Annotated in this window: 35 protein-coding genes; 1 reads left to right on the top strand and 34 read right to left on the bottom strand. The window is 66.2% G+C overall.

What is annotated here, in order from left to right:
- Positions 1–36 precede the first annotated feature (36 nt).
- From B5X82_RS08970 to rpsM, 10 genes are all read right to left on the bottom strand, one after another.
- Complete coding sequence (locus B5X82_RS08970) at positions 37–675, bottom strand: glutathione S-transferase family protein (protein WP_079647810.1); 639 nt, start codon at positions 673–675, stop codon at positions 37–39.
- A gap of 225 nt (positions 676–900) precedes the next feature.
- Positions 901–2,493, bottom strand: a complete 1,593-nt coding sequence (gene guaA / locus B5X82_RS08975) for a glutamine-hydrolyzing GMP synthase (RefSeq protein ID WP_079647811.1) — start codon at positions 2,491–2,493, stop codon at positions 901–903.
- A gap of 111 nt (positions 2,494–2,604) precedes the next feature.
- On the bottom strand, positions 2,605–3,081 hold the full coding sequence (locus B5X82_RS08980) for a hypothetical protein (RefSeq protein WP_079647917.1): 477 nt from the start codon (positions 3,079–3,081) through the stop codon (positions 2,605–2,607).
- A gap of 96 nt (positions 3,082–3,177) precedes the next feature.
- Positions 3,178–5,097, bottom strand: coding sequence for an outer membrane protein assembly factor BamB family protein (locus tag B5X82_RS08985; RefSeq protein WP_079647812.1), 1,920 nt, complete (start codon positions 5,095–5,097; stop codon positions 3,178–3,180).
- Positions 5,098–5,240: 143 nt separating this feature from the next.
- Complete coding sequence (locus B5X82_RS08990; RefSeq protein WP_139385066.1) at positions 5,241–5,891, bottom strand: hypothetical protein; 651 nt, start codon at positions 5,889–5,891, stop codon at positions 5,241–5,243.
- 49 nt (positions 5,892–5,940) lie between these two features.
- Positions 5,941–8,076: a prolyl oligopeptidase family serine peptidase gene (locus B5X82_RS08995; protein WP_079647814.1), complete on the bottom strand. Its 2,136-nt coding sequence runs from the start codon at positions 8,074–8,076 to the stop codon at positions 5,941–5,943.
- A gap of 114 nt (positions 8,077–8,190) precedes the next feature.
- Positions 8,191–8,613, bottom strand: coding sequence for a 50S ribosomal protein L17 (gene rplQ, locus B5X82_RS09000; RefSeq protein WP_079647815.1), 423 nt, complete (start codon positions 8,611–8,613; stop codon positions 8,191–8,193).
- A 115-nt stretch (positions 8,614–8,728) separates the two neighbouring features.
- Positions 8,729–9,790, bottom strand: coding sequence for a DNA-directed RNA polymerase subunit alpha (locus B5X82_RS09005; protein ID WP_011952169.1), 1,062 nt, complete (start codon positions 9,788–9,790; stop codon positions 8,729–8,731).
- An 82-nt stretch (positions 9,791–9,872) separates the two neighbouring features.
- Complete coding sequence (gene rpsK, locus B5X82_RS09010; RefSeq protein WP_011952170.1) at positions 9,873–10,262, bottom strand: 30S ribosomal protein S11; 390 nt, start codon at positions 10,260–10,262, stop codon at positions 9,873–9,875.
- Positions 10,263–10,350: 88 nt separating this feature from the next.
- Positions 10,351–10,719, bottom strand: a complete 369-nt coding sequence (gene rpsM, locus B5X82_RS09015; protein WP_011952171.1) for a 30S ribosomal protein S13 — start codon at positions 10,717–10,719, stop codon at positions 10,351–10,353.
- 287 nt (positions 10,720–11,006) lie between these two features.
- Between rpsM and B5X82_RS09020 the strand changes: the two genes are divergently transcribed.
- Complete coding sequence (locus B5X82_RS09020; RefSeq protein ID WP_079647816.1) at positions 11,007–12,137, top strand: acyltransferase family protein; 1,131 nt, start codon at positions 11,007–11,009, stop codon at positions 12,135–12,137.
- 40 nt (positions 12,138–12,177) lie between these two features.
- Here B5X82_RS09020 and gdhA read toward each other — a convergent pair whose 3' ends face one another.
- From gdhA to rplC, 24 genes are all read right to left on the bottom strand, one after another.
- The gene (gene gdhA / locus B5X82_RS09025; RefSeq protein ID WP_079647817.1) at positions 12,178–13,539 is read right to left on the bottom strand and encodes an NADP-specific glutamate dehydrogenase; all 1,362 of its coding nucleotides are present in this window, start codon (positions 13,537–13,539) and stop codon (positions 12,178–12,180) included.
- A gap of 132 nt (positions 13,540–13,671) precedes the next feature.
- Complete coding sequence (locus B5X82_RS26740; RefSeq protein ID WP_176152510.1) at positions 13,672–13,821, bottom strand: hypothetical protein; 150 nt, start codon at positions 13,819–13,821, stop codon at positions 13,672–13,674.
- 150 nt (positions 13,822–13,971) lie between these two features.
- Positions 13,972–14,619 (bottom strand): adenylate kinase, encoded by a 648-nt coding sequence (locus B5X82_RS09030; protein WP_079647818.1) that lies wholly within the window; start codon positions 14,617–14,619, stop codon positions 13,972–13,974.
- A gap of 31 nt (positions 14,620–14,650) precedes the next feature.
- Positions 14,651–16,018: a preprotein translocase subunit SecY gene (gene secY, locus B5X82_RS09035; protein ID WP_079647819.1), complete on the bottom strand. Its 1,368-nt coding sequence runs from the start codon at positions 16,016–16,018 to the stop codon at positions 14,651–14,653.
- Positions 16,019–16,139: 121 nt separating this feature from the next.
- Positions 16,140–16,661, bottom strand: coding sequence for a 50S ribosomal protein L15 (gene rplO, locus B5X82_RS09040; RefSeq protein WP_079647820.1), 522 nt, complete (start codon positions 16,659–16,661; stop codon positions 16,140–16,142).
- Positions 16,662–16,769: 108 nt separating this feature from the next.
- A complete protein-coding gene (gene rpmD, locus B5X82_RS09045; protein ID WP_047166122.1) occupies positions 16,770–16,952 on the bottom strand; it encodes a 50S ribosomal protein L30 in 183 nt (60 codons plus the stop codon).
- Between the two features lie 6 nt (positions 16,953–16,958).
- Positions 16,959–17,681, bottom strand: coding sequence for a 30S ribosomal protein S5 (rpsE, locus tag B5X82_RS09050; protein ID WP_079647821.1), 723 nt, complete (start codon positions 17,679–17,681; stop codon positions 16,959–16,961).
- Positions 17,682–18,038, bottom strand: coding sequence for a 50S ribosomal protein L18 (gene rplR, locus B5X82_RS09055; RefSeq protein WP_079647822.1), 357 nt, complete (start codon positions 18,036–18,038; stop codon positions 17,682–17,684).
- A complete protein-coding gene (rplF, locus tag B5X82_RS09060) occupies positions 18,038–18,571 on the bottom strand; it encodes a 50S ribosomal protein L6 (RefSeq protein ID WP_079647823.1) in 534 nt (177 codons plus the stop codon). The genes rplR and rplF overlap by 1 nt, the downstream gene beginning before the upstream one ends.
- Positions 18,571–18,966, bottom strand: a complete 396-nt coding sequence (gene rpsH / locus B5X82_RS09065; protein ID WP_079647824.1) for a 30S ribosomal protein S8 — start codon at positions 18,964–18,966, stop codon at positions 18,571–18,573. The genes rplF and rpsH overlap by 1 nt, the downstream gene beginning before the upstream one ends.
- Positions 18,967–18,978: 12 nt before the next feature.
- The gene (rpsN, locus tag B5X82_RS09070) at positions 18,979–19,284 is read right to left on the bottom strand and encodes a 30S ribosomal protein S14 (RefSeq protein WP_047166117.1); all 306 of its coding nucleotides are present in this window, start codon (positions 19,282–19,284) and stop codon (positions 18,979–18,981) included.
- 31 nt (positions 19,285–19,315) lie between these two features.
- On the bottom strand, positions 19,316–19,897 hold the full coding sequence (rplE, locus tag B5X82_RS09075) for a 50S ribosomal protein L5 (RefSeq protein WP_079647825.1): 582 nt from the start codon (positions 19,895–19,897) through the stop codon (positions 19,316–19,318).
- Positions 19,890–20,207 carry a 50S ribosomal protein L24 gene (rplX, locus tag B5X82_RS09080; RefSeq protein WP_079647826.1) on the bottom strand — a complete coding sequence of 106 codons (318 nt, stop codon included), beginning with the start codon at positions 20,205–20,207 and terminating at the stop codon, positions 19,890–19,892. Before rplX ends, rplE begins: the two co-directional genes overlap by 8 nt.
- Positions 20,207–20,578, bottom strand: a complete 372-nt coding sequence (rplN, locus tag B5X82_RS09085; RefSeq protein ID WP_011952186.1) for a 50S ribosomal protein L14 — start codon at positions 20,576–20,578, stop codon at positions 20,207–20,209. The genes rplX and rplN overlap by 1 nt, the downstream gene beginning before the upstream one ends.
- 20 nt (positions 20,579–20,598) lie before the next feature.
- Positions 20,599–20,859: a 30S ribosomal protein S17 gene (gene rpsQ, locus B5X82_RS09090; protein ID WP_047166114.1), complete on the bottom strand. Its 261-nt coding sequence runs from the start codon at positions 20,857–20,859 to the stop codon at positions 20,599–20,601.
- A 12-nt stretch (positions 20,860–20,871) separates the two neighbouring features.
- Positions 20,872–21,075 (bottom strand): 50S ribosomal protein L29, encoded by a 204-nt coding sequence (rpmC, locus tag B5X82_RS09095; RefSeq protein ID WP_079647827.1) that lies wholly within the window; start codon positions 21,073–21,075, stop codon positions 20,872–20,874.
- A gap of 1 nt (position 21,076) precedes the next feature.
- Positions 21,077–21,508, bottom strand: a complete 432-nt coding sequence (rplP, locus tag B5X82_RS09100) for a 50S ribosomal protein L16 (protein WP_011952189.1) — start codon at positions 21,506–21,508, stop codon at positions 21,077–21,079.
- Positions 21,509–21,570: 62 nt separating this feature from the next.
- Positions 21,571–22,266: a 30S ribosomal protein S3 gene (gene rpsC / locus B5X82_RS09105; RefSeq protein ID WP_011952190.1), complete on the bottom strand. Its 696-nt coding sequence runs from the start codon at positions 22,264–22,266 to the stop codon at positions 21,571–21,573.
- A 1-nt stretch (position 22,267) separates the two neighbouring features.
- Complete coding sequence (gene rplV, locus B5X82_RS09110; RefSeq protein WP_011952191.1) at positions 22,268–22,651, bottom strand: 50S ribosomal protein L22; 384 nt, start codon at positions 22,649–22,651, stop codon at positions 22,268–22,270.
- Positions 22,651–22,923, bottom strand: coding sequence for a 30S ribosomal protein S19 (gene rpsS / locus B5X82_RS09115; RefSeq protein WP_011952192.1), 273 nt, complete (start codon positions 22,921–22,923; stop codon positions 22,651–22,653). Before rpsS ends, rplV begins: the two co-directional genes overlap by 1 nt.
- Positions 22,924–22,926: 3 nt before the next feature.
- Positions 22,927–23,763 (bottom strand): 50S ribosomal protein L2, encoded by an 837-nt coding sequence (gene rplB, locus B5X82_RS09120; RefSeq protein ID WP_079647828.1) that lies wholly within the window; start codon positions 23,761–23,763, stop codon positions 22,927–22,929.
- A gap of 4 nt (positions 23,764–23,767) precedes the next feature.
- Positions 23,768–24,079: a 50S ribosomal protein L23 gene (locus B5X82_RS09125; RefSeq protein ID WP_079647829.1), complete on the bottom strand. Its 312-nt coding sequence runs from the start codon at positions 24,077–24,079 to the stop codon at positions 23,768–23,770.
- Positions 24,072–24,698, bottom strand: a complete 627-nt coding sequence (gene rplD / locus B5X82_RS09130; protein ID WP_079647830.1) for a 50S ribosomal protein L4 — start codon at positions 24,696–24,698, stop codon at positions 24,072–24,074. The genes B5X82_RS09125 and rplD overlap by 8 nt, the downstream gene beginning before the upstream one ends.
- 3 nt (positions 24,699–24,701) lie before the next feature.
- A complete protein-coding gene (rplC, locus tag B5X82_RS09135; protein WP_079647831.1) occupies positions 24,702–25,457 on the bottom strand; it encodes a 50S ribosomal protein L3 in 756 nt (251 codons plus the stop codon).
- Positions 25,458–25,583: the final 126 nt, after the last annotated feature.

The raw sequence follows: 25,583 nt of genomic DNA on the forward strand, positions 1-25,583 counted from the left end.
TCCCCGTCGGAATTTCCTTCGACGGCGGCGGCGCGCTCAGTCGGCCGCGGCGAAATGTGCCATCTGGTCGGCATGCGCCTTGATGAAGGCGGGCCGGGCCACGGCCCGCGCCACATAGGCGCGGCAGGCGGGATAGTCCGCCAGCCCGCCGAAGCGATCGACCAGGCGCAGCACGTCGGCCATGGCGATGTCTGCGATCGAGAAGCGCCCGGCCAGCCATTCGCGCCCGGCGAGCACCGGCTCCATGCGCTGGAGCCGGACGGTGAGGAAATCGTCCATGCGCTTCCATCCCGGCCCGTCGCCGGTCTCACCCGAGAATTGGAGCAGGGACCAGGGCAGGCCCGCCATCTCGACCGAATTGAGCGCCGCGAACAGCCATTGCAGCGTCTCGCTGCGGCCGCGCGGATCAGTGGGCAGCAGCATGCCGCTGCGCTCGCCGAGGTGAAGCAGGATCGCGCCACTCTCGAAGATCGACAGGTCGCCGTCGGTCAGCCACGGCACCTGGCCGAAGGGCTGGTGCGCCAGATGCTCGGCGTTGCGATCGCCGAATGGCGCGCTGGCGACGCGATAGGGCAGGCCCGCCTCTTCAAGCGCCCAACGCGGCCGCAGGTCGCGCACGAAGCCGCGCGGCAGCATGGGAACCCAATCGAAGGTGGTCAGAACCAGGTCACCCATATGGCGCGCCTTTCCCTTCCCTCTGCCTTCTCACCGCGGCGCCTTGCGGCGCCGAGTAAATCGGGCGGACGGCCCCCGGCCGTCCGCTAATTCCTCCCCACGGCGCCTTGCGGCGCCGAGTAAATCGGGCGGACGGCCCCCGGCCGTCCGCTAATTCCTCCCCACGGCGCCTTGCGGCGCCGAGTAAATCGGGCGGACGGCCCCCGGCCGTCCGCTAATTCCGATTTACTCCCACTCGATCGTGCCGGGCGGCTTGGAGGTGTAGTCGTAGGTCACCCGGTTGATCCCCTGCACCTCGTTGACGATGCGGGTGGCGACGCGGCTCAGGAAGGCGGCGTCGAACGGGTAGACGTCGGCGGTCATGCCGTCGGTCGAAGTGACGGCGCGCAGCGCACAGACCGAGTCATAGGTGCGGCCGTCGCCCATCACGCCGACCGAGCGGACCGGCAGCAGCACCGCGAAGGCCTGCCAGATCGCGTCGTAGAGGCCCGCGCGGCGGATCTCGTCGAGATAGACCGCATCGGCCTTGCGCAGGATGTCGCACCGCTCCTTGGTCACCTCGCCCGGGATGCGGATCGCGAGGCCCGGCCCCGGGAAAGGATGGCGGCCGACGAATATCTCGGGCAGGCCCAGCTCGCGGCCGAGCGCGCGAACCTCGTCCTTGAACAGCTCGCGCAGCGGCTCGACGAGCTTCATGTTCATTCGCTCGGGCAGGCCCCCGACATTGTGGTGGCTCTTGATCGTCACCGACGGGCCGCCGGTGAAGCTGACGCTCTCGATCACGTCGGGATAGAGCGTGCCCTGCGCCAGGAAGTCGGCGCCGCCGACCTTCTTCGCCTCGGCCTCGAACACCTCGATGAAGGTCTTGCCGATGAACTTGCGCTTCGCCTCGGGGTCGGTGACGCCCTTCAGCCCGTTGAGGAACAGCGTCTCGGCGTTCACATGGACGAGCGGAATGCCATAATGTTCGCGGAACAGGCTGACCACCTGATCGGCCTCGCCCATCCGCATCAGGCCGTGGTCGACGAACACGCAGGTGAGCTGGTCGCCGATCGCCTCGTGGATCAGCACCGCCGCGACCGCGCTGTCGACGCCGCCCGACAGGCCGCAGATCACCCGACCATCACCGACCTGCTGGCGGATCTCCTCGATCTTGGTCGCGCGGAACTCGGCCATCGTCCAGTCGCCGGTGAGGCCGCAGACATGGCGCGCGAAATTGGCGATCAGCTTGCCGCCGTCGGGGGTGTGGACGACCTCCGGGTGGAACTGCACGCCGTAGAAGCGGCGCTTCTCGTCCGAGGTGACGGCGAAAGGCGCGCCTTCCGACACCGCGACCGGCGAGAAGCCGGGCGGCAGCGCGTCGACCTTGTCGCCATGGCTCATCCACACCTGGTGATGCTCGCCCTCCTTCCAGAGGCCGTCGAACAGTGCCGAACGGGTCTTGATCTCGATGAAGGCGCGGCCGAACTCGCGGCTGTCGTGGCTGGGCGTCACCGATCCGCCGAGCTGCTGGCACATCGTCTGCTGGCCATAGCAGATGCCGAGGATCGGAATGCCCGCTTCGAAGAAGCGCTGCGGCGCGCGGGGCGAGCCCATGTCGGCAACCGAGGCGGGACCGCCCGACAGGATGATGCCCTTGGGCTGGAGCCGGTCGAACGCCGCATCGGCGGCGTTGAAGGGGGCGATCTCGCTGTAGACGCCGGCCTCGCGGACCCTGCGCGCGATGAGCTGGGTGACCTGGCTGCCGAAGTCGACGATCAGGATCGACTCGTGCGGCTGGCTGGCCTTCGGGGCGGTGGCGGGAAGCTGGGCTGTCATGCGGAGCCGATAAAGGGCGGCGGCGCGGCTGTCCAGATGGAGCAGGCATGAAAAAGCCCGCCCCCGGAAACGGGAGCGGGCCTTTTCGCGATTGTCGCCGTCCGGTCGGGCTCAGCGCGCCGCCATCCGGTCGCCCATGTCGATCGTCTCGATCTGGCCTTCGCGCACCGCGCAGAAGAAGTGCCGGTCGCCGCGTTCGCCACGAACCACGCCGTCGACCCGCCAGCCATCGGGGCCGTCGCGGCCGACCGAGTCGACCGAGGAGACCGGGCCACGCGCCATGTTCTCGACCGCGTCGGTACAGATCGACGCTACCTGGCGGGCATCCTCGCCCGAGTCGCGCAGATCGTCGCGCTGGTCGTCGCCACGCCGTGACGGGATCTGCTCGCGCCTGTTCTTGCTGGCCGAGGACGCGATCGCGATCGCGCCGCCCCCGATGATCGCGCCAAGCAGGATGTTGCCGAAGGTGTCGCCGCCGCCATGACGGTGATGATAGCCGCCGCCCCAATAGGGCCGCGCCATCGCCGGAGCGGCCGCGCCCGCCAGCAGGGCCGCCGCCGTCGCCGAAGTGATGAATGCCTTGATCATATCGATGCCCCGCAAATGCTACGCCTACGATGCTGGAAAATGCGATTAGCCGCCAGCAGATTGCGGTGAGCTGAATGACGGGGCAACCGCCCTTCCTCACCTCGCCGGCGCGAACACCATCAACAGGTTGCCGGCCATGTGGCTGTACATGCCGTAGCCCGAATTGATCACGACATGGCCGTCGACCACCAGCGCGCCGGGGCCGCTCATCGAGCCGCCCTTGCCCTCGACGCCGGTGATCGTCGGCACCGGCCGGGTCGTGTCGACCTGCCACAGCACCTTGCCGGTCGCGGCGTCATAGGCGCGGAACTTCCCGTCGAGATGGCCGGCGAACACCACGCCGGGAATGGCCGTCACCGCCGCCGATATGCCGGTGTCGCAGAATTTCCGGCCGGCGCAGTCCTCGGGCGCGCGGGCGTTCCAGATCACCTGGCCGGTGGCGGCGTCGATCGCGTGCAGCCCCGATCCGCGGATCGACGCGTCGTAGACGCGCGCGTCGCCGGTGTCGGGCATGTCGTTGATCGGCACGAAGACGCGCGTGCCGTCGGCTGCCATGCCGAAATGGACCCCGCCCTGGGTGCCGCCATGGCCGAGCTGCCGCTGCCAGACGATCCGCCCACTGTCGGGATCGAGCCCCCAGGCCTCGCCCGACTTCTGGCCGATCACCAGCATCCGCCGGCCGCCGCCGAGCGGGATCAGCAGGGTCGAGGCGGCGACGTCATGGTCGGGGCCGTTTTCCTTGGGGCAGCTTCCCGAGCCCAGCATGCAGGCGACGTTCCAGGCGTCGCCCCTGGTGAGCTGGGTGTGCCAGAGCCGCCGCCCGGTCTTCGCGTCGACCGCGAACACCGCGTCGCTATTGTCGTCGGCGGGCGACGAATAATTCTCGCCCGATCCGAAATAGACCCGGCCCTTCTCCGCATCATAGGTGGGGCTGTTCCACACCGGCGCGCCGGACGGCCCGAGGATCGGGGTGCCGGCCGGGTTCTTGCCCTGCTCCCTGGGCGGCTGCGGCACCGTATAGGCACGCCAGCGCACCGCACCGGTCGCCGGGTCGAGCGCGACGACCGATCCGCGGAAGCTGCAACAGGCATATTTGGGATCGGCCGGCTGGGTGACCTCGAGCGAGGAGACCGGGACATAGAGCAGGCCGCCGCCCAGGGCCGGCGTGCCGGTGATCGTCGCATCCGGATGATCGTCGAGCTTCTCCGACCAGAGGACCTTGCCGGTGAAGGCATCGAGCGCATAGGCGCGGCCGAGCAGGTCGCCGAAATAGAGCCGCTTCGTCGCGGCATCCGCGACGATCGACGTGCGCACCTCGGCCGACACGCGCTGGGTCCATTTGGTGCAGCCGCTGTCGAGATCGAACGCGTAGATCGTGCCGTCCTGGCTGCCGACGAACATCGTCCCCCAGCCATAGCTGGGCTGCGAGCGGGCGCGCAGAGCGGCGGGGAAGGCATAGGCCCATTTGAGGGTCAGCCTCGGCACGTCGGCCGCGGAAAGCTTCGCCATATCGGCCGGGATGAAACGGCGATTGTCATGCCCCCAGCCCACGGCACGGGGCGCGTCCTTGGCATCGAAGGCGAGCTGCGGCCCCTTGCAGACCGGTGGCAGCTTCGGCTTGGCCTCCCCCGACAGGCGACGGCGAGTCACGAACTCGGCGACCTCGACCCGCTGCGCCGGGGAGAGCGCCGAACCCTGCACCTTCATCACGCCGTCGGTCAGGGCCGCGACGATCGCGTCGCCCGGCATCATCGCCAGGAAGGTCGGCGACGGCGCCTTCGGCACCCCGCCCTCATGGCAGACGGCGCAATGTTCGGCGAAGATGGCCTTGCCCGGTGCGGTGGTGGGATCGACCGCGCCGGCGTCCTTGGCCTGGAAATCGTCGGTCGAGCGGATCCGCGTCTTCTCGAGCGCCTCGCTCTCGCTCACCGGCTGCCCCGTCACCGCTCCGGCGCCGACCACCGCCGCCGCGACCGCCAGCGACAATCCCGCAAGGCCACGCCCGATCCGCTGCATCCTATCCTCTCCCGACTATCACCGCTCGTTGATGGCGGCGCGCGACTCGACGCGCCCAGGATCGGGCGCCGCGCCTACAAAGAACGGTCGCAGTCCGGTAGCAAGAAAAAAAACAATCATGCCTGCTTATTTATCGGATAGGGTCACCGCACGGTACATCGCCCGGTCGACGCGCAAACGGCGCTCCGATGCTGGAAATCGTTCTGTTTGGAACGAACCGCCGCGGAAAGGCCCACCAGCACGCTGGCGATCAAGCGCTGCCGATCGGCCTGCTCCCCGGCGCGCGCGCGATAATAGCTGGAGAGATTCTGTTCGATCAGGGCCAGTTCGGCCGCCGAGCCCGAAATGGTGCCGCGCATCATCGAGAGTTGCTCCAGCGCACCGATCCACTGCTGGACCGAGATGGTGTCGCGTCCCTTGAGAATTTCCATCTCGCCTTCGATCAGGTCGGCCTCACCGGCCTTGCGGCGAAGCTCGTCGATCTTGCCCTGGAGCCAGGCCTCGGACAGGGCCAGGGAGGGGCGGGCCGCCATATGCTCGCGCAGGGCGTAGAGGGTCTGCCCCCGCCCGACCAGCTCGGACAGCGACCAGGCCGCCGTCAAGGCGAGGGTCAGGTCGTCGCCTCCCGTCCGTTCGCCCATCACCAGCGCCTGGATCGCGCGGTCGGCAGAGGATTTTGCGCGGACCTCGAGCGTCTCGCGCTCGGATCTATAGGTCTTGTCCCGCGCCTCCCAGACCTTCTCGAAATCCTTGTAGACCGACGCCTCGACCGCGCCCGACAGCATGAGCGCCATCAGCAAAATCCCGATCAGCCGCATATCCGCCCCCTCCCCCTTCGCCGCGTCACTGCGGCAGGCGCATCCCCGTCCAATAGCCCATGAAAGCCCAGAGATCGGCATATTCGTCGATGATCTTGTCGGTCGGCTTGCCCGATCCATGGCCGGCGCGGGTCTCGATGCGGATCAGGTGCGGCTTCGCGCCGATGTCCGCCGCCTGCAACGCGGCGGTATATTTGAAGCTGTGGCCCGGAACGACGCGGTCGTCGGTGTCGGCGGTCGTCACCAGGATCGCCGGATAGTCGGCGCCGGCCTTGACGTTGTGATAGGGCGAATAGCCGCGCAGCACATGGAAGTCCTCTTCCTTGCCGGGATCGCCATAGTCGTCGACCCAGTAGCGGCCGGCGGTGAAGCGGTTGAAGCGCAGCATGTCCATCACCCCCACCGCCGGGTTGACCGCAGCGAACAGGTCAGGTCGCTGGTTGACGACGGCGCCGATCAGCAGGCCGCCGTTCGACCGGCCCATCGCCGCGAGCCGTCCCTTGGCGCTGATCCCGCTGGAGACCAGATATTCGCCGGCGGCGATGAAGTCGTCGAACACATTCTGCTTGTTGGCGAGGCGGCCGGCCTCGTGCCAGACCTTGCCATATTCGCCGCCGCCACGGAGATTGGCGACCGCATAGACGCCGCCCATCTCCATCCAGTCGAGGATGGCGGGCGAGAAGCCCGGCGTCATCGAGATGTTGAAGCCGCCATAGCCGTAGAGCAGCGCCGGCGCGCCCGGCCCGGTCGACTTCTTGCGCGCGACGAACATCGGGATCTCGGTACCGTCCTTCGATCGGTAGAAGTGCTGGTCGACGATATAGTCACGCGGGTCGAACGACAGCTTCGGCTTGATGAACTCCTCCATCTTCCGGGTCGCGCTGTTGAAGCGGTAGATGGTCGACGGCGTCGCGAAGCTGGAGAAGCTGAAGAAGGTCTCGGGATCGCCGGTCCGCCCGCCGAAGCCCGCGCCGGTGCCGATGTCGGGCAGGTTGATCGGGCCGACCGGCTGACCGGTCAGCTCGAACAGCTGCGCCTCGGTCTTGGCGTCGCCCAGATAGGCGAGGATCAGCCGGCTGCCGACCAGCGACACGCCCACCAGCGTATCGCTGGTCTGCGCGATGATCTCGACGGGCTTCGGCTTCCGCTCGGCCACGTCGAGCATCACCACCCGCTGGCGCGGCGCCTTCAGGTTGGTGCGGAAATAGAGCTTGCTGCCGACGCTGCCCGCCAGCGCCCATTCGTTGGTGAAGCCGGTCACCAGTTTGCGCGGTTTCGCATTGGGCTCGGCCAGGTCGAACAGCGTCAATTCATAGCGCTCGTCGGTGCCCTCGCTCGACGTGACCAGCGCGTAGCGGCCGTCCTGCGTGGTCTCGATGCTATGGTTGAGCCGCGGCCGGCCCGGCGTCGCATAGATCAGCCTGTCCGCCGACTGCGGCGTGCCGATCCGGTGATAATAGACCTGGTGGTTGAGGTTGAGCTGCTGGAACGCCGCCCCCGCTTTCGGCTCCGGGAAACGCGAATAATAGAAGCCGCGACCGTCACCGTCCCAGGAGAGATCGGAGAATTTAACCCATTTGATCTCGTCGTCGAGCGTCTTGCCGGTCGCGACGTCGATCACGCGCAGGGTGCGCCAGTCGCTGCCGCCGTCCTGGATCGAATAGAGGAGCAGGTCGCCATTGTTCGACGGCCGCCATTCGTCGAGCGCGGTCGCTCCGTCCTTGGCCCAGCGGTTGGGATCGAGCAGTTCGCGCTCCTTGCCGTCGAGCCCGTCGCGCACGAGCAGCACCGACTGGTTCTGCAGGCCGCTGTTATAGGTGTAGAAATAGCGCCCGCCGCGTTTGCGCGGCACGCCGTAGCGCTCATAGTTCCACAGCGCCTTGAGGCGCTTGCGGATCGCGGCGCGGCCGGGGAGCGCATCGAGATAGGCCTCGGTGACCTTGTTCTCGGCATCGACCCAACGGGCGACCTCGGCGTCCTCGCGGACATCGTTCTCGAGCCAGCGATAGGGATCGGCGATCGCCTCGCCGAACTGTTCGTCGACGACGTCGCCGCGGCGGGTCTCGGGATAGGGCGGCAGCTTCGGATTTTCGGCGGAGAGAGGCAAGGCGGTGCTCATCAGGACACAGGCAAGGGCGGCACGCAACATCATCGACGGCATCGAACGGAAACCCCCTGCGGAATGCAAAGAAAAAGAGCCGCGAGCGTAACGCCCGCGGCTCTCTTTGCAACGACTTGCATGATCATCCCACTCCGCAAAGGAGCGGAGATGCGATCAGGCCGCCTCGGCGACGTCCTCGTCGCTCGCGACCGGACCCGAGTCCTGGCCCTTGGCCGAGACGTCGCGGTCGACGAACTCGATGATCGCCATCGGTGAGGCGTCCGACGCACGGATGCCGGCCTTGACGATGCGGGTATAGCCGCCGTTGCGCGAGGCGTAGCGCTCGGCCAGCACCTCGAACAGCTTCTTGAGCTGGGTGTCGTCCTGCAGGCGCGCATGGGCGAGACGGCGATTGGCGAGGCCGCCCTTCTTGGCGAGCGTGATCAGCTTCTCGACATAGGGGCGAAGCTCCTTCGCCTTGGCGAGCGTGGTCAGAATCTGCTCATGCTTGATGAGCGCCGCCGACTGGTTGCGGAACAGGGCGGTACGATGGGAAGCGGTCCGCTGAAGCTTACGACCGCCAACGCGATGGCGCATGATGATTTCCTTCGTTTGTCAGAGGGCCGTGTGAGGTACCCCAAGCCAGGCGGCAGTCCGGGGCGCCGCCCTTTCCCCCTTGCAGATGGGAGGGGAGCCGAAGCCCCCCGCCGCATCAGAACTCCTGTTCGAGCTTCTTGGCCATTTCCTCGATATTCTCCGGCGGCCAGCCCGGGATTTCCATGCCCAGGCGGAGGCCCATCGAAGCGAGGACTTCCTTGATCTCGTTGAGCGACTTGCGGCCGAAGTTCGGCGTGCGCAGCATCTCGGCTTCGGTCTTCTGGACCAGGTCGCCGATGTAGATGATGTTGTCGTTCTTGAGGCAGTTGGCCGAACGGACCGACAGCTCGAGTTCGTCGACCTTCTTGAGCAGGTAGCGGTTGAGCTGGTTGGCGTCGCCTTCCGGCTCGCCCGCGGCGCCGCCAGCGGCGCCGGCGCCCGCAGCCGGAGCCGAGATCGCCATGCCGTCGTCGAAGTGGACGAAGAGCTGGAGCTGGTCCTGGAGGATGCGCGCCGAATAGGCGAGCGCGTCTTCCGGCGTGACGGTGCCGTCGGTCTCGATCGTCAGCGTGAGCTTGTCATAGTCGAGCTCCTGACCGACGCGGGTATTCTCGACCTTGTAGGCGACCTGGCGGACCGGCGAGTAGAGCGCGTCGACCGGGATCAGGCCGATCGGCGCGTCGACCGGACGGTTGGCGGCGGCGGTGACATAGCCCTTGCCGACGTCGGCGGTCAGTTCCATGTTCAGCGTCGCGCCGTCGTCGAGGTGGCAGATCACCAGATCGGTGTTCATCACCTCGATGTCGCCCGAAGCGGCGATCATGCCCGCGGTGACTTCGGCGGGGCCGGTCGCCGAGAGCTGGAGACGGCGGGGGCCGTCACCCTGCATCTTGAGCGCGATCTGCTTGACGTTGAGGACGATGTCGGTGACGTCCTCGCGGACGCCCGCGAGGCTCGAGAACTCGTGAAGCACGTTCTCGATCTTGATCGAGGTGACGGCGGCGCCCTGCAGCGAGGACAGCAGCACGCGACGCAGCGAGTTGCCGAGCGTCAGGCCGAAGCCGCGCTCCAGCGGCTCGGCGACAAAGGTCGCCTTGCGCTTGCCATCGCCACCCGACTTCTTTTCGAGGCCGTTCGGCTTCTTGAGTTCCTGCCAGTTCTTTGCGTTGACAGCCACTGTGTTCCCCTCGGGGTATGGCAGGCGCGGGAGGCAACCTGCCGGATAAACGGAGAGCGGGGGCCGAAGCCCCCACGCCGGATCAGACGCGGCGGCGCTTCGACGGACGCACGCCGTTGTGCGGGATCGGCGTCACGTCGCGGATCGACGTGATGTGGAAGCCGACCGCCTGCAGCGCGCGGAGCGCCGACTCACGGCCCGAACCGGGGCCCTTCACCTCGACCTCAAGCGTGCGGACGCCGTGCTCGGCGGCCTTCTTGCCCGCGTCCTCGGCGGCGACCTGCGCCGCATAAGGGGTCGACTTGCGGCTGCCCTTGAAGCCCATCATGCCGGCCGACGACCAGGCGATCGCATTGCCCTGCGCGTCGGTGATGGTGATCATGGTGTTGTTGAAGCTGGCGTTCACATGGGCAACGCCGGCGGTGATGTTCTTGCGCTCGCGGCGGCGAATGCGCTGGGGTTCACGTGCCATCTAATTCGTTCCTGACCTAATCTCGTGACGCCGGACGGGCCGCTCGTTCGGGCCTGCCTCCGGCGGAGTAAAACGTCCCCCGGACGTTTTACTTCTTCTTGCCGGCGATCGGCTTGGCCTTGCCCTTGCGGGTGCGCGCATTGGTGTGCGTGCGCTGGCCGCGGACCGGAAGACCCTTGCGATGACGCAGGCCGCGATAGCAGGCCAGGTCCATCAGGCGCTTGATATTCATCGCCACCTGGCGACGCAGGTCGCCTTCGACGGTGTAGCCGGCGTCGATCGCCTCGCGGATCTGGAGAACTTCCTGATCGCTGAGGTCCTGGACGCGGCGCTGCGGCTCGATGCCCAGCTTGGCGGTGATTTCCTTGGCCTTGGCCGGGCCAATGCCGTGAATGTAGGTCAGCGCGATTTCGACGCGCTTGTTGGTCGGGATATTGACACCCGCAATACGTGCCACTGTGCTATTCTCCTGCTCCACGGGGCGGTTGGCTGGCCGCCCCATCTCGACGCTCGCCCCGTCGGACCGGGGCCGCCTCCCACCACGCAAGAAACGCGGCACGCGCACGAAGCGGTACCGGGCAAAGCGGCATGGGAACGGGCGTCACTAATGCGGCTGATCACGCCTGTCAACCGGCCGGCGCGATTCGCCGCCGGATTGCGACGACCGTTCCATCCGCATTGCCCTTGAACCATGCCCGAAGGCAAGGCATCCCCGACGCGGGGAGCGACAACGGGTTCGGATCGATGGACAGGATGCTGGTTCCGGCCGACCGGGCGCGCTTCTACCGGAACAATTTCGACGCGATGCGGCTCGTCCTGGCGCTGCTGGTGGTCTTCTCGCACAGCTTCGCGCTGCGCTTCGGGACCGAGGCGTTCGAACCGATCTCGATCGCCACCAACGGCTATTACAATGCCGGCCATGTCGGTGTCTGGGGCTTCTTCATCGTCAGCGGTTTCCTGATCGCGCACAGCTACGAACGCTCGCATTCGATCGGCAGCTTCGCGGCCAAGCGGGTGCGGCGCATCTATCCCGCCTATCTGGCCGCCACCGCGATCTGCGCCTTCGCCGTGACGCCGCTGTTCGCCCCGCCGGGTTTCACGATCACCGCGCTGGAGGCGGCGCGGACGATCGGCGCGAACCTGCTGCTGGCGAATCATTTCCCGCTGCCCGACCTGTTCGCCGCCAATCCGGTCCACGCGGTCAACGGCTCGCTGTGGAGCATCAAGTTCGAGGCCCTCTGCTATGTCGGGGTCGCGCTGCTTGGCATCCTGGCGCTGCCGCTGCGCCGATGGGCGCTGCCGCTGGTCTACGTCGCCGTCGTCGCCACCTGGTGCTGGCTCGACATCACCGGCCGCAAGCCGGGCGGCCCCCAGCTCGTCGCGGAGGTCATCGGCTGGCCCTATATGTGGTTCCGGGTGCTGCCGAACTTCCTCGCCGGGATGATCGTCTATCTGCACCGGGATATTATCCCGCGCTCGACGCCGCTGCTGCTCGCCGGCCTCGCCGCCTGCTTCCTGGGCTTCCATCTCGGCGGGCACGGGCCGGCCGGGATCGTCGCGGCACATGTGCTGGCGCCGCCGGCGATGGCCTATCTGCTGTTCTGGATCGCCTTCCACCCGCGCATCGACCTGAGCCGGACGGCACGGTTCGGCGACCTATCCTACGGCACCTATCTCTATGCCTACGTCATCCAGCAGATGCTTGTCGCACGGGCCGCCGCGCTGCCCTTCCCGCTGTTCGTCCTGGCGTCAATGCTGCTCGCCCTGGCCGCCGGCGCGCTGAGCTGGTGGGTGGTAGAGCGGCACTTCCTCGACCATGGACGCCGTCCCGCCGAGCATCGGCCCGAAAAGAAGGAGGCGCCCGCTCTTCCCTGAGCGGACGCCTCCCCTTTCTCAACCGATCGGGGTCGGACGATCAGACCACGCCATAGGCGAGCATCGCGTCGGCCACCTTCTTGAAGCCGGCGATGTTGGCGCCCTTCACATAGTCGACATGGTCGGTCCCGGCGGAACCGCCATATTCGACGCAGCGCGCATGGATGCCCTGCATGATGTCGACCAGCAGCCGCTGCAGTTCCTCTTCCTTCCACGAGATGCGGGCCGAGTTCTGGCTCATCTCGAGGCCGGACACCGCGACGCCGCCGGCATTGGCGGCCTTGCCCGGCGCGAACAGGATCTTCGCCTTCTTGAAGACGTGGGTTCCTTCGAGGGTGGTCGGCATGTTGGCGCCTTCCGAGACCGCGAAGCAGCCATTCTTGACCAGCGTCTTGGCTTCTTCCTCGTTCAGCTCGTTCTGGGTCGCGCAGGGCACCGCCACGTCACACTCCACGCCCCAGGGACGCGCGCCGTTGCCGTGGAACTCGGAACCCTTGAACTCCTTCACATATTCGGAGATGCGGCCGCGCTTGCGCGTCTTGAGGTCCTTGACCCAGTTGACCTTGTCCTGGGTGATGCCCTCCGGATCGTAGATGAAGCCCTCCGAATCCGACAGGGTCAGCACCTTGCCGCCGAGTTGGTTGATCTTCTCGGCCGCGTGGGTGGCGACGTTGCCCGACCCCGAGATCACGGCGTTGAGGCCGACCAGGTCCTTGCCCTTGGTCTTGAGCATTTCATGCAGGAAGTAGACCGCGCCATAGCCGGTCGCCTCGGTGCGGATCAGCGAACCGCCATATTCGAGGCCCTTGCCGGTCAGCACGCCCGTGAACTCGTTGGTCAGGCGCTTATACTGGCCGAACATATAACCGATCTCGCGGCCGCCTACGCCGATGTCGCCGGCGGGAACGTCGGTGTCCGCGCCGATGTGGCGGTAGAGCTCGTTCACGAAGCTCTGGCAGAAGCGCATCACCTCATTGGTGCTCTTGCCCTTCGGGTTGAAGTTGGATCCGCCCTTGCCGCCGCCCATCGGCAGACCGGTCAGCGCATTCTTGAAGGTCTGCTCGAAGGCGAGGAATTTGAGGACGCTCTCGGTCACCGAAGGGTGGAAGCGGATGCCGCCCTTGTAGGGCCCGATCGAGTTGTTGTTCTGGACGCGCCAACCGCGCTGCACGCGGATGTTGCCCTTGTCGTCCTCCCAGCAGACACGGAAGCTGATCACCCGATCCGGCTCCGCGATGCGGCGGAGGATCTGGTACTTATGATAATCTTCCTTGTCGGCGATATAGTCGAAGATGTCCTCCGCCACCTCGGTGACGGCCTGGACGAACTCCGGCTGACCGGGATTGCGCTTCTTCACCCCCTCGACGAAGGTCGCGAGGTCCACATGATCGGAAACGGCCATAGAATATTCCCCTGCTCCTAGGACCCGCGCCCCGGTGCTTTGAGACTCGGCATCCGTAACGACAGGCATCCCGCGATTCCGGGATGTGAGCAAGGATTTTCCGTGGAACGGCGAGGGTTTCCGCCTGCGACCCTACCAGTGGCCCCAGAACTCGAAAATATGGTCGATCGGCGCCAGCGGTCCGCCCAGCCCGAGCAACAGGATGATGCTGACGATCAGCAGCAGCCACGTCCAGCGCGCGGCCCGGCGAGCAAGACCGAAGAAGAAGGTCAGCCACGCCATGGCTTCCCGGCGGACCGCGGAGGTCCGCCGCCGCCGTCTGCGCCTGACCGGTTGTCGTTCCATGATCGTGCGAACATGCACGAAATGTGGAGAAAGCAAAGCGCTTAAAACGAACCGCCCGCCGCAACGAAGGCTGCGGCGGGCGTTCGGTCAGCTGTCGAGGATGGCGGCGATGGCCGCCGCAACCTCCGCCATGTCCGCCATGCCGTCGACCCGCCGGACCAGGCCGCGCGCCTCGTAGACCGGCAGGATCGGCGCAGTCTTGGCACGATATTCAGCCATGCGGGTCCGCACCGTCTCCTCATTGTCGTCGGGACGGCGCTTGAACTCGGTCGATCCGCATACGTCGCAGACGCCGGCGACCTTGGGCTGCTTGAACCGGTCGTGATAGCCCTCGCCGCAGCTGGCGCAGGTGTAGCGTCCGGTGATCCGCTCGACGAGCGCATCCTCGTCGACCTCGAGCTCGATGACATGGTCCAGCACGCGACCGCGGCTCGCCAGGATCTCGTCGAGCGAATGGGCCTGCGCCTCGGTGCGCGGGTAGCCGTCGAAGATGGCGCCTTCCGAAGCGGCCATGCTGTCGAGCTTCTCGCCGATCAGGCCGGAGACGATCTCGTCCGAGACGAGTTCGCCGGCTTCCATCACCGCCTTCGCCTTAAGGCCGATCGGCGTGCCGGCCTTGACGGCGGCGCGCAGCATGTCCCCTGTCGAGAGCTGCACCATGCCGCGATCGGCAACCAGCTTCGACGCCTGCGTTCCCTTGCCGGCGCCGGGCGGACCCAGCAGGATGATATTCACGAGCGGACGCTCCGCCCAAACGTCAGAAAGATCACCTCCGCATTCCCCCCTTGAGCTTGGCCTTCTTGATGAGATCGCCATATTGGTGCGCGAGCAGATGGCTCTGGATCTGCGTCACCGTATCGATCGTCACGTTGACGACGATCAGCAGGCTGGTGCCGCCCAGGGCGATGCCCAGACCATATTGCGCGGTGACATATTCGGGCACCAGGCAGATGAAGGTCAGATAGGCCGCCCCGATCACGGTGATGCGGGTCAGCACATAATCCAGATAGTCGGCGGTGTTCTTGCCCGGACGGATGCCGGGGATGAAGCCGCCATAGCGCTTCAGATTGTCCGCGGTCTCCTCCGGATTGAAGACGACGGCGGTGTAGAAGAAGCAGAAGAAGATGATGCCCGCAGCGTAGAGCGCCATGTAGAGCGGCGTGCCGTGGTGCAGATACTGGTTCATGCCGATGATGAAGTCGCCCCACAGGCTCTCGCCCTGGGTGCGCTGCCCGGCGAACTGGCTGATCGTCAGCGGCATCAGCAGCAGCGACGAGGCGAAGATCGGCGGGATCACGTTGGCGGTGTTGATCTTGAGCGGCAGGTGGCTCTTGTCGGCCTGCATCATGCCGCGCGCGGTCTGGCGCTTGGGATACTGGATCAGCACCTGGCGCTGCGCCCGCTCCATGAAGACGATGCCGGCGACCAGCGCGACCACGCCGAACACCGCCAGGACGATGAACATCGCCGACAGCGATCCGGTGCGGCCACCTTCGAACAGGTTGGCCAGCGCGGTCGGGAGCTGCGAGACGATGCCCGCCATGATGATCAGCGAGATGCCGTTGCCGATGCCGCGGCTGGTGATCTGCTCGCCCAGCCACATCAGGAACATCGTGCCGCCGATCAGCGAGATCACCGTCGTCGCGCGAAACAGGTATGGGTCGATCACGACCGCATCCATGCCGGCGCTGGCGCCCCAGCTTTCGAGGCCGACCGCGATGAAATAGCCTTGGATGCCGGTCAGCAGCACCGTGCCGTAGCGGGTGTACTGGTTGAGCTTCTTGCGCCCGCTCTCGCCTTCCTTCTTGATCGCAGCGAGCGTCGGCGACAGCGAGGTCGCGAGCTGCACCACGATCGAGGCGGTGATATAGGGCATCACACCGAGCGCGATCAGCGACATGCGGGTCAGCGAGCCGCCCGAAAAGGCGTTGAAGAAGTCGAGCACACCGCCCTTGGTCGTGTCGAACAGCGACTGGAGCGCCCGCGGATCGAGGCCGGGAAGCGGCACGTGGCTCAGCAGGCGGAAGATGATGAGTGCGCCCAGGGTGAACCACAGGCGCTTCTTGAGCTCGGTCGCCTTGGCGAACTGGCTCAGATTGATGTTGGCGGCCATCTGTTCGGCTGCGGATGCCATCTTGTTCTGTGACCCCGGAAATGGAAACGGCGGCAGGCCTCATGGGTCTGCCGCCGTCTCATATAATGTGTGCTTTCGGCTTGTCAGCCGGAAAGCGCCAGGACGACGGGCGAACCCGCGATCAGGCCTTCTTGGCGGCCTTCGCGGTGCCCTTCTTGGCGGCGGCCTTCTCGGCGGCCGGAACCACCTCGATCACCTCGACCGAACCGCCCGCCTTCTCGATCGCCGCCTTGGCACCGGCCGAGACGCCGGCGACCTTGAACGAGACCTTCGCGGTCAGCTCGCCCTTGCCGAGGATGCGGACACCGTCCTTGCCGCCACGGGCGACGCCGGCCGCCTTCAGCGCGGCGTGGTCGATCACGCCGGCGGTGTCGAGCTTCTTGGCGTCGACCAGCTTCTGGATCGCACCCAGGTTCACCTCGGCATAATCCTTGGCGAAGATGTTGTTGAAGCCGCGCTTCGGCAGGCGCATGTGGAGCGGCATCTGACCGCCCTCGAAGCCGTTGATCGAGACGCCCGAGCGGCTCTTCTGGCCCTTCTGGCCCCGGCCGCCGGTCTTGCCCAGGCCCGAACCGATGCCACGGCCGACGCGGACGCGGCCCTTGCGCGCACCCTGGTTGTCGCGGATTTCGTTGAGTTTCATCGTCTGCACTCGCTTTCGCTATGTTCGCGCTGAATAGAGGAAGGGGGCCATTAGCCCCCTTCGATCCGTTTGACCAGCCCCGAGGGGCCGGCGATGTCGATCGAGGACTTAGTCCTCGACCTTCACCATGTGCTGCACCTTGCGGATCATGCCACGGACTTCAGGGGTATCCTGAAGCTCGCGGGTCCGGTGCATCTTGTTGAGGCCCAGGCCGATCAGCGTCGCGCGCTGGTCGGCGGTGCGGCGGATCGGCGAGCCGATCTGCGTGACCTTGAGAGTCTTGCCAGCCATCGTCGCTTACTCCGTGATCGCCGCGGCTTCGGCCTCGGCAACCGGGGCCGAAGCACCGCCGCGACCCAGCAGGTCGGCGATCTTCTTGCCACGGCGCTGCGACACCGACTTGGGCGAGGTCTGATCCTTCAGCGCCTCGAAGGTCGCCCGGATCATGTTGTAGGGGTTCGAGGTGCCGACCGACTTGGTCACCACGTCGGCGACGCCGAGGCTCTCGAAGATGGCGCGCATCGGACCGCCAGCGATGATGCCGGTGCCCGGAGGCGCGGTGCGGACCGTCACGCGGCCGGCGCCGAAGTGACCATTGCCGTCATGGTGCAGGGTCCGGCCCTCACGCAGAGGCACGCGGACCATCGCCTTCTTGGCGGCGGCGGTCGCCTTGGAGATCGCCTCCGGCACTTCGCGGGCCTTGCCGTGGCCGAAGCCCGCACGACCCTTGCCGTCGCCGACCACGACCAGCGCGGCGAAGCCGAAGCGCTTGCCGCCCTTCACGGTCTTCGAGACGCGGTTGATGTGGACGAGCTTCTCGATCAGCTCCTCGCCCTGCTCCTCGGCGCCACGACGATCGTCGCGACGGCCACGGCCATCACGGCCACGACCACCACGATCGCCGCCACGGTCGTTGCCGCCGCGGCCACGGCCGCCACGGCCCCGACGCTCGCCCTGGCCCTCGGCACCGGGAATGGCGTCGGCCGGAGCACCCGCCTGGATTTCGGTTTCGTCAGCCATTTAGAACTCCAATCCGCCTTCGCGGGCCGCATCGGCCAGCGCCTTGACGCGGCCATGGAAAAGGAAGCCGCCGCGATCGAACACCACCTGGGTGACGCCCGCCGCCTTGGCGCGCTCGGCAACCGCCTTGCCGACCGAGGCCGCGGCCTCGGACGTGGCGCCGGTCTTGCCCTTCAGATCCTTGTCCAGGGTCGACGCGGCGGCGACCGTGCGGCCAGCCTCGTCGTCGATCACCTGGGCGTAGATGTGACGGCCCGAACGATGCACCGACAGGCGAGGACGCTGGCCGCCCTTGGCCCGCAGCGCGGTGCGCACGCGACGACGGCGGCGCTCGAAGAGAGAGAGACCCTTGCCCATTACTTCTTCTTCCCTTCCTTGCGGAAGATATACTCGCCGGCGTACTTGATGCCCTTGCCCTTATAGGGCTCCGGCTTCCGCCAGCGGCGGATTTCCGCGGCCACCTGACCGACCTTCTGCTTGTCGATGCCCGAGATATGGACGGTCGTCTGATCCGGCGTCGCGATCGTGATCCCTTCCGGGATCGCGAAGTCGACGTCGTGGCTGTAGCCGAGCTGCAGCTTCAGATTCTTGCCCTGGACGTTGGCGCGATAGCCGACGCCGGTGATCTGGAGGGTCTTCGAATAGCCCTCGGTCACGCCGGTGATCAGGTTCTGCACCAAGGTCCGCTGCATGCCCCAGAAGGAGCGCGCACGCTTGGTCTCGTTGATCGGCTGAACCGAGATCGAGCCGTCTTCGATCGCATAGGTCACCTCGTCGGCCAGGCTGATGCTCAGCGTGCCCTTCGGACCCTTGACCGACAGCGTCTTGCCCTCGATCGCGGCGGTGACGCCCGCCGGCACGGTGACCGGCTTCTTACCGATGCGGCTCATCAGAAGACCTCCGCGAGAACCTCGCCGCCGACATTCTGCTCGCGCGCTTCCGCGTCGGACAGAACGCCCTTGGGCGTCGAGACGATGGTGATGCCCAGGCCGTTGCGGACGCGCGGCAGGTCCTTCGAACCCGAATAGACGCGGCGGCCCGGCTTGGAGACGCGGGCGACGTGCTGGATCGCAGGCTGCCCTTCGAAATATTTAAGCTCGATGCGCAGGCCGCTGTGGCCGGCGAGGTCTTCCTCGCTATAGCCGCGGATATAGCCTTCGCGCTGGAGCACGTCGAGCACGCGGGCGCGCAGCTTGGACGCGGGCGAGAGCACGCTGTCCTTGCGGGCGCGCTGCCCGTTGCGGATGCGGGTGAGCAGATCACCCAGGGGATCGGTCAGAGCCATCTTCTCGGTTCCTTACCAGCTCGACTTGGTGACGCCGGGGATCAGGCCCTTGTTGGCCAGATCCCGGAGCTGCACGCGGCAAAGCCGGAACTTGCGATAATAAGCGCGGGGACGGCCCGTCACCTCGCAACGGTTGCGCACGCGGGTCGGGTTCGCATTACGCGGGAGCTCGGCCATCTTGAGGCGGGCGATCAGGCGCTCCGTCTCATCCTTGCTCTCGTCGTCCGCGATCGCCTTCAGGCGCGCATATTTGCCCGCATAAGCCTTCACCAGCTTCTTGCGACGCTCGTTCTTGTTGATCGAACTCAGTTTCGCCATGACTTAAGTTCTTCCTTATCCAGCAGACCGCTTACGCGGCCTGCTTCTGATCCTGGTTTTCCGCCGGGAAGGGGAAGCCGAACAGGCGCAGCAGCTCGCGCGCTTCCTCGTCGGTCTTCGCCGTCGTGGCGACGATAACGTCCATGCCGCGGATCTTGTCCACGGAGTCGTAGCTGATCTCCGGGAAGATCAGCTGTTCCTTCAGGCCGGTGGCATAGTTGCCGCGGCCGTCGAACGACTTCGGGTTGAGCCCGCGGAAGTCGCGAACGCGCGGCAGCGCGATCGTGACGAAGCGGTCGAGGAACTCGTACATGCGCTCGCGGCGGAGGGTGACCTTCGCGCCGATCGGCATGCCCTCGCGCAGCTTGAACTGCGCGATCGACTTCTTCGCCTTGGTGATCACGGCCTTCTGGCCGGCGATCTTGGTCATCTCCAGGGCGGCCTGCTCGACCTTCTTCTTGTCCTGGGTGGCCTCACCAACGCCCATGTTCAGGACGATCTTGGTGATCTTCGGCACTTCCATGTGGTTCTTGTAACCGAACTTCTCGGTCATCGCCTTGACGATCTTCTCGTCATAGAGCTTCCGGAAGCGCGGGGTGTAGGCGTCAGCCATTGATCGTCTCCCCGGTCTTGACGGCCACGCGGACCTTCTTGCCGTCCTTCACCTCGAAGCGGACGCGGGTGGGCTTGCCGTCGGCGGTCGCGATCGCGACCTTCGAGACATGCAGCGGCGCTTCGATGCGCTCGAGGCCACCCTGCGGGTTGGCCTGGCTCGGCTTGCGGTGGCGGGTCGAGACGTTGACGCCCGACACGATCACCTTGGCCTCCTTCGGGAAGGCCTTCGTGACTTCGCCGGTCTTGCCCTTGTCCTTGCCGGACAGGACGACGACGCGGTCACCCTTCTTGATCTTCAGCGCGGACATCACAGCACCTCGGGCGCGAGCGAGATGATCTTCATGTGGTTCTTGGCACGGAGCTCGCGGACCACCGGGCCGAAGATGCGGGTGCCGATCGGCTCGCCGCTGTTCTTGTTGATCAGAACGGCGGCGTTGCCGTCGAAACGGATCGTCGAACCGTCGGGACGATGGATGTCCTTGGCGGTGCGGACGATGACCGCGCGATGCACGTCACCCTTCTTGACCTTGCCGCGCGGAGCCGCTTCCTTGATCGAGACGACGATCACGTCGCCCACGGTCGCGAAACGGCGCTTGGAACCGCCCAGCACCTTGATGCACTGCACCCTCTTCGCGCCGCTGTTGTCGGCGACGTCGAGGTTCGTCTGCATCTGGATCATTGTTCAGACCCTTCCACTAATCAGGCGTGGTTCGGCGTCGCGTGGGTATCAACCCGCTCGATCACCTTCCACGTCTTGAGCTTCGAAATCGGCGCGGTCTCTTCGATGCGCACCGTCTCACCCTCGCGATACTCGTTGGTCTCGTCGTGGGCGTGATACTTCTTCGACCGCTTGATGATCTTGCCGTACAGCGCGTGCTTCACGCGACGTTCGACTTTCACAACCACGGTCTTGTCGGTCTTGTCGGAGACCACCGTTCCGGTCAGCACGCGCTTCGGCATGGCTGGCGCTCCTTACTTCGCGGCCGCAGCGGCGCGCTGCGTCTGCAGGGTCTTGATCTGCGCGATGGTCCGGCGGACCTCCCTCACGCGGCTCGGCTTCTCGAGCTGGCTGGTCGCCGCCTGGAAGCGCAGGTTGAACTGCTCGCGCTTCAGCTCGCCCAGTTCCTGGGCCAGCTGGTCGTCGGTCTTGGCAGTGAGATCGGCAATCTTCGCCATCTTACTTGTCCTCGTAGATCGACTCGCCGAAGCGAGCGACAACCTTGGTCTTGATCGGCAGCTTTTCCATCGCGCGCTCGAAGGCGACGCGGGCGAGCGGGCCGGGAACGCCGTCGAGCTCGAACAGGATGCGGCCGGGCTTGACGCGGGCGGCCCAGAACTCCGGCGAACCCTTACCCGAGCCCATGCGGACTTCGGCAGGCTTCGACGAAACGGGCACGTCCGGGAAGATGCGGATCCACAAGCGGCCCTGACGCTTGATGTGACGCGTGATCGCGCGGCGGGCCGCCTCGATCTGGCGCGCGGTGATCCGGTCCGGCTCGAGGGCCTTGAGGCCGAACGCGCCGAAGTTCAGCGACGCGCCGCCCGGCGCGTTGCCATGGATGCGGCCCTTGTGGGCCTTGCGGAATTTGGTGCGCTTTGGTTGCAGCATTTTCTATCGCCTTCTGACACCGATTGTCCGGTCGATCAGGCGACGCTGATAAGGGTAGCCCCTTACCGCGCCGGCCGGACCCCCGACGTCTGAGCTTCCATCATGAGCCGGTCCTGAGCCAGCGGATCATGGCCGAGGATCTCACCCTTGAAGATCCAGACCTTGATGCCGCACACACCATAAGCGGTGTGGGCTTCGGCCTCGGCATAGTCGACGTTCGCACGCAGCGTGTGCAGCGGCACGCGGCCTTCGCGATACCACTCGGTGCGGGCGATCTCCGCGCCGCCCAGACGGCCGGCGCAGGTGATGCGGATGCCCTCGGCGCCGAGGCGCAGGGCCGACTGCACCGCGCGCTTCATGGCGCGGCGGAAGGCGATGCGGCGCTCGAGCTGGTCGGCGACGCCCTGGGCGACGAGCTTCGAGTCGATCTCCGGCTTGCGGATCTCGACGATGTTCAGCGAGACGTCCGAGGAGGTCATCTTGCCGAGCGCACGGCGCAGCTTCTCGATGTCGGCGCCCTTCTTGCCGATGATGACGCCCGGGCGCGCAGCATAGACCGAGATGCGGCACAGCTTGGCCGGACGCTCGATCACGACCTTCGAGATCGCCGCCTGCGGGATCGCCTTCATGATGTGCTTGCGGATCTTGAGATCCTCGAGCAGCAGGCGGCCGTAATCGGCGCCGTCGGCATACCAGCGGCTGTCCCAGGTGCGGTTGATCTGCAGCCGCATGCCGATCGGGTTGGACTTCTGACCCATGTTATTCAGCCTCTTCCTGCTGCTCGCGAACGACGACCCGGAGGCGCGCGAACGGCTTGATGATGCGGGTCGACTTGCCGCGGCCGCGGGTGGCGAAGCGCTTCATGACGATCGACTTGCCGACCGAAGCTTCCTTCACGACGAGCGCGTCGACGTCGAGGTTGTGGTTGTTCTCGGCATTGGCGATCGCCGAGGCGAGCACCTTGCGCACGTCGACAGCCATCGCCTTCTTCGAGAAGGTCAGGATGTTGAGCGCGTCGCCGGCCTTCTTGCCGCGGATCAGGCCCGCGACCAGATTGAGCTTGTACGGGCTGCCGCGAACGGTGGTGGCGACCGCGAGGGCCTCCTTCTCACCGACCCGGCGGGGAGCTGCGGGCTTCGACATCAGCGCTTACCCTTCTTGTCGGCGTGGCCGGGGAAGTAGCGCGTCGGCGCGAACTCACCCAGCTTGTGACCGACCATTTCCTCGGAGACCGAAACCGGCACGAACTTGCGGCCGTTGTAGACGTTGAACGTCAGACCGACGAACTGCGGCAAGATGGTCGAACGACGCGACCAGGTCTTGATCGGAGCGCGCGCGCCACTGTCCTGAGCGCCTTCCGCCTTCCGGAGAAGGTGGAGATCGACGAACGGACCTTTCCAGATGGAACGGGCCATGGATTACCTCTTCTTCTTCGCGTGGCGCGAACGGATGATGAACTTGTCGGTCGCCTTGTTGTGGCGGGTCCGCGCACCCTTGGTGGGCTTGCCCCACGGGGTCACCGGATGACGGCCGCCCGAGGTGCGGCCTTCGCCGCCGCCATGCGGGTGGTCGACCGGGTTCTTGGCGACGCCGCGGGTGAGCGGACGACGGCCGAGCCAGCGGTTGCGACCGGCCTTGGCGAGGTTCTGGTTCGCATTGTCCGGGTTCGACACGGCACCGACGGTGCACATGCAGTCCGACCGGATGTAGCGCTGCTCGCCCGAGTTCAGGCGAACCATCACCATGCCCTTGTCGCGGCCGACGATCTGCACATAGGTGCCCGCCGCACGCGCGATCTGACCGCCCTTGCCGGGCTTCATCTCGACGTTGTGGACGATCGTGCCGACCGGAGCCTGGCCGATCTCCATCGCGTTGCCCGGCTTGGTGTCGGTCTTCTTGGCGGCGACGACGACGTCACCGGCACCAAGACGCTGCGGCGCGAGGATATAGGCCAGCTCGCCGTCCTCATACTTCACCAGGGCGATGAAGGCCGAACGGTTCGGGTCATATTCCAGACGCTCGACGGTCGCGGGCTGATCCCACTTCCGACGCTTGAAGTCGACGATGCGATACTTCTGCTTGTGACCGCCGGCGATGCCGCGCGCGGTCGCATGGCCCTGGTTGTTGCGGCCACCCGACTTGCGCTTGCCTTCGGTCAGCGCCTTGACGGGCTTGCCCTTGTGGAGGCCCGACTTGTCGACGAGGATCAGGCCGCGGCGGGCCGGGCTCGTCGGGTTGTAATGCTTCAGCGCCATGGCGTCAGATTCCCGTCGTCACGTCGATCGACTGGCCCTCGGCCAGCGTCACGATCGCCTTCTTCACGTCGGAGCGGCGGTAGGGCGTGCCCTTCCAGCGCTTCGTCTTGCCCTTGGAGACGATCGTGTTCACGCCAGTGACCTTGACGTTGAACAGCGCCTCGACAGCGGCCTTGATCTCCGGCTTGCTGGCATCGCCCGCAACCTGGAACACCACGGCGTTGTGCTCGGAGAGCAAAGTCGTCTTTTCGGTGATGTGGGGCTTGAGCACCACGTCATAGTGGCGGTTGTCCACCACGGCTTCCTTCTTAGCCATTGAAGCGCGCCTCCAGCTTCTCGACCGCGGCGCGCGTCAGCACCAGCGTCTCATGCTTCAGAATGTCGTAGACGTTGGCACCGATCGCCGGCAGCACGTTGATCGTGTGGATGTTCGACGAAGCGAGCTGGAAGCCGTTGTCGACCGCCTCGCCGTCGATCACCAGCGCGGTCGCGCCGAAGCCGAGCTTGCCGATCTTCGCGACGAGCGCCTTGGTCTTGGCGTCCTTGAGCTCGAGCGTGTCGACCACGACCAGCTTGCCGTCCTTGGCCTTCGACGACAGCGCCATCTTCAGGCCGAGCGCGCGAACCTTCTTGTTGAGGCTGCTCTCGAACACCCGGGCGCGGGGGCCATGGGCCTTGCCGCCGCCGATGAAGACGGGAGCACGGCGATCGCCGTGACGGGCGGTACCGCCGCCCTTCTGGCGACCGAACTTCTTGCCCGAGCGGGCGACGTCCGAACGCTCACGCGCCGCACGCGCCGGGGCGCGACGGTTGTGGAGCTGCCACTGGACGACGCGCGCGAGGATGTCGGCGCGCGGCTCGACGGCGAAGACATCGTCGTTGAGCTCGATGTCACCCGACGCCTTGGCGTCGAGGGTCTGGACCTTGACCTTCATCTATCAGCCCTCCTGGCCTTCGGTGGCCTCGGGAGCCGCGACTTCCTCCGCGGGCGTCTCGGCAGGCGCGCTGTTGCTGTTGGCGGCGACCTTCAGGCCGGCCGGGAACGGCGCATCCTTGTGCGCCGGAACCTTGACCGAGTCCTTGACGAGCAGCCAGGCGCCCTTCGAACCGGGCACCGAGCCCTTGACGAAGAGCAGGCCGCGCTCGGCGTCGGTCTGGACGATCTCGAGGTTCTGCTGGGTGCGCTGCTTGTCACCCATGTGGCCGGCCATCTTCTTGTTCTTGAAGACGCGGCCCGGATCCTGGCGGTTACCGGTCGAACCGAGCGAGCGGTGCGAGACCGAAACGCCGTGGGTGGCGCGCAGACCGCCGAAGCCCCAGCGCTTCATGCCGCCCGCGAAACCCTTACCCTGGGTGCGGCCCGAGATGTCGACGAACTGGCCGGCGACGAAATGGTCGGCGGAGAGCTCCGCACCAACGTCGAGCAGGCCGTCTTCCGACACGCGGAACTCGGCGAGGATCGCCTTCGGCTCCACCTCGGCCTTACCGAAATGGCCGCGCTCCGGCTTGGTGAGATTCTTCGGCTTGGCCGAGCCGGCGCCGAGCTGGACGGCGACGTAACCGTCGCGGTCCTGCTCGCGGCGAGCCACGACCTGTACATTCTCCAGCGCCAGGACGGTGACCGGCACGTGCCGACCATCTTCCTGGAACAGGCGGGTCATCCCCATCTTCTTCGCGATCACGCCAGTGCGCATGATCCGTTCCTTCCCAACAGAGGCTCGCGTTAGCGGCGAGCGTGCCAACGAAAAAAGCTTCGGTATGAACCGAAGCCTCCAGCCCAATGATCGATGACCCCCGCCCGGGCTCGGTTCTTCGCATCG

Origin of the sequence: Rhizorhabdus histidinilytica (genome assembly GCF_900167915.1) — a bacterium.
GTDB lineage: Bacteria > Pseudomonadota > Alphaproteobacteria > Sphingomonadales > Sphingomonadaceae > Rhizorhabdus > Rhizorhabdus histidinilytica.

Bases quoted from the DNA above. Each gene is read 5' to 3' on its own strand.
- B5X82_RS08970 (WP_079647810.1), bottom strand. From the start codon at position 675: ATGGGTGACCTGGTTCTGACCACCTTCGATTGGGTTCCCATGCTGCCG.
- guaA (WP_079647811.1), bottom strand. From the start codon at position 2,493: ATGACAGCCCAGCTTCCCGCCACCGCCCCGAAGGCCAGCCAGCCGCAC.
- B5X82_RS08980 (WP_079647917.1), bottom strand. From the start codon at position 3,081: ATGATCAAGGCATTCATCACTTCGGCGACGGCGGCGGCCCTGCTGGCG.
- B5X82_RS08985 (WP_079647812.1), bottom strand. From the start codon at position 5,097: ATGCAGCGGATCGGGCGTGGCCTTGCGGGATTGTCGCTGGCGGTCGCG.
- B5X82_RS08990 (WP_139385066.1), bottom strand. From the start codon at position 5,891: ATGGCGCTCATGCTGTCGGGCGCGGTCGAGGCGTCGGTCTACAAGGAT.
- B5X82_RS08995 (WP_079647814.1), bottom strand. From the start codon at position 8,076: ATGCCGTCGATGATGTTGCGTGCCGCCCTTGCCTGTGTCCTGATGAGC.
- rplQ (WP_079647815.1), bottom strand. From the start codon at position 8,613: ATGCGCCATCGCGTTGGCGGTCGTAAGCTTCAGCGGACCGCTTCCCAT.
- rpsK (WP_011952170.1), bottom strand. From the start codon at position 10,262: ATGGCACGTGAACCCCAGCGCATTCGCCGCCGCGAGCGCAAGAACATC.
- B5X82_RS09020 (WP_079647816.1), top strand. From the start codon at position 11,007: ATGGACAGGATGCTGGTTCCGGCCGACCGGGCGCGCTTCTACCGGAAC.
- gdhA (WP_079647817.1), bottom strand. From the start codon at position 13,539: ATGGCCGTTTCCGATCATGTGGACCTCGCGACCTTCGTCGAGGGGGTG.
- B5X82_RS26740 (WP_176152510.1), bottom strand. From the start codon at position 13,821: ATGGCGTGGCTGACCTTCTTCTTCGGTCTTGCTCGCCGGGCCGCGCGC.
- secY (WP_079647819.1), bottom strand. From the start codon at position 16,018: ATGGCATCCGCAGCCGAACAGATGGCCGCCAACATCAATCTGAGCCAG.
- rplO (WP_079647820.1), bottom strand. From the start codon at position 16,661: ATGAAACTCAACGAAATCCGCGACAACCAGGGTGCGCGCAAGGGCCGC.
- rpmD (WP_047166122.1), bottom strand. From the start codon at position 16,952: ATGGCTGGCAAGACTCTCAAGGTCACGCAGATCGGCTCGCCGATCCGC.
- rpsE (WP_079647821.1), bottom strand. From the start codon at position 17,681: ATGGCTGACGAAACCGAAATCCAGGCGGGTGCTCCGGCCGACGCCATT.
- rplR (WP_079647822.1), bottom strand. From the start codon at position 18,038: ATGGGCAAGGGTCTCTCTCTCTTCGAGCGCCGCCGTCGTCGCGTGCGC.
- rplF (WP_079647823.1), bottom strand. From the start codon at position 18,571: ATGAGCCGCATCGGTAAGAAGCCGGTCACCGTGCCGGCGGGCGTCACC.
- rpsH (WP_079647824.1), bottom strand. From the start codon at position 18,966: ATGGCTCTGACCGATCCCCTGGGTGATCTGCTCACCCGCATCCGCAAC.
- rpsN (WP_047166117.1), bottom strand. From the start codon at position 19,284: ATGGCGAAACTGAGTTCGATCAACAAGAACGAGCGTCGCAAGAAGCTG.
- rplE (WP_079647825.1), bottom strand. From the start codon at position 19,897: ATGGCTGACGCCTACACCCCGCGCTTCCGGAAGCTCTATGACGAGAAG.
- rplX (WP_079647826.1), bottom strand. From the start codon at position 20,207: ATGTCCGCGCTGAAGATCAAGAAGGGTGACCGCGTCGTCGTCCTGTCC.
- rplN (WP_011952186.1), bottom strand. From the start codon at position 20,578: ATGATCCAGATGCAGACGAACCTCGACGTCGCCGACAACAGCGGCGCG.
- rpsQ (WP_047166114.1), bottom strand. From the start codon at position 20,859: ATGCCGAAGCGCGTGCTGACCGGAACGGTGGTCTCCGACAAGACCGAC.
- rpmC (WP_079647827.1), bottom strand. From the start codon at position 21,075: ATGGCGAAGATTGCCGATCTCACTGCCAAGACCGACGACCAGCTGGCC.
- rplP (WP_011952189.1), bottom strand. From the start codon at position 21,508: ATGCTGCAACCAAAGCGCACCAAATTCCGCAAGGCCCACAAGGGCCGC.
- rpsC (WP_011952190.1), bottom strand. From the start codon at position 22,266: ATGGGTCAGAAGTCCAACCCGATCGGCATGCGGCTGCAGATCAACCGC.
- rplV (WP_011952191.1), bottom strand. From the start codon at position 22,651: ATGTCGAAGCCCGCAGCTCCCCGCCGGGTCGGTGAGAAGGAGGCCCTC.
- rpsS (WP_011952192.1), bottom strand. From the start codon at position 22,923: ATGGCCCGTTCCATCTGGAAAGGTCCGTTCGTCGATCTCCACCTTCTC.
- rplB (WP_079647828.1), bottom strand. From the start codon at position 23,763: ATGGCGCTGAAGCATTACAACCCGACGAGCCCGGCCCGCCGCGGCCTG.
- B5X82_RS09125 (WP_079647829.1), bottom strand. From the start codon at position 24,079: ATGGCTAAGAAGGAAGCCGTGGTGGACAACCGCCACTATGACGTGGTG.
- rplD (WP_079647830.1), bottom strand. From the start codon at position 24,698: ATGAAGGTCAAGGTCCAGACCCTCGACGCCAAGGCGTCGGGTGACATC.
- rplC (WP_079647831.1), bottom strand. From the start codon at position 25,457: ATGCGCACTGGCGTGATCGCGAAGAAGATGGGGATGACCCGCCTGTTC.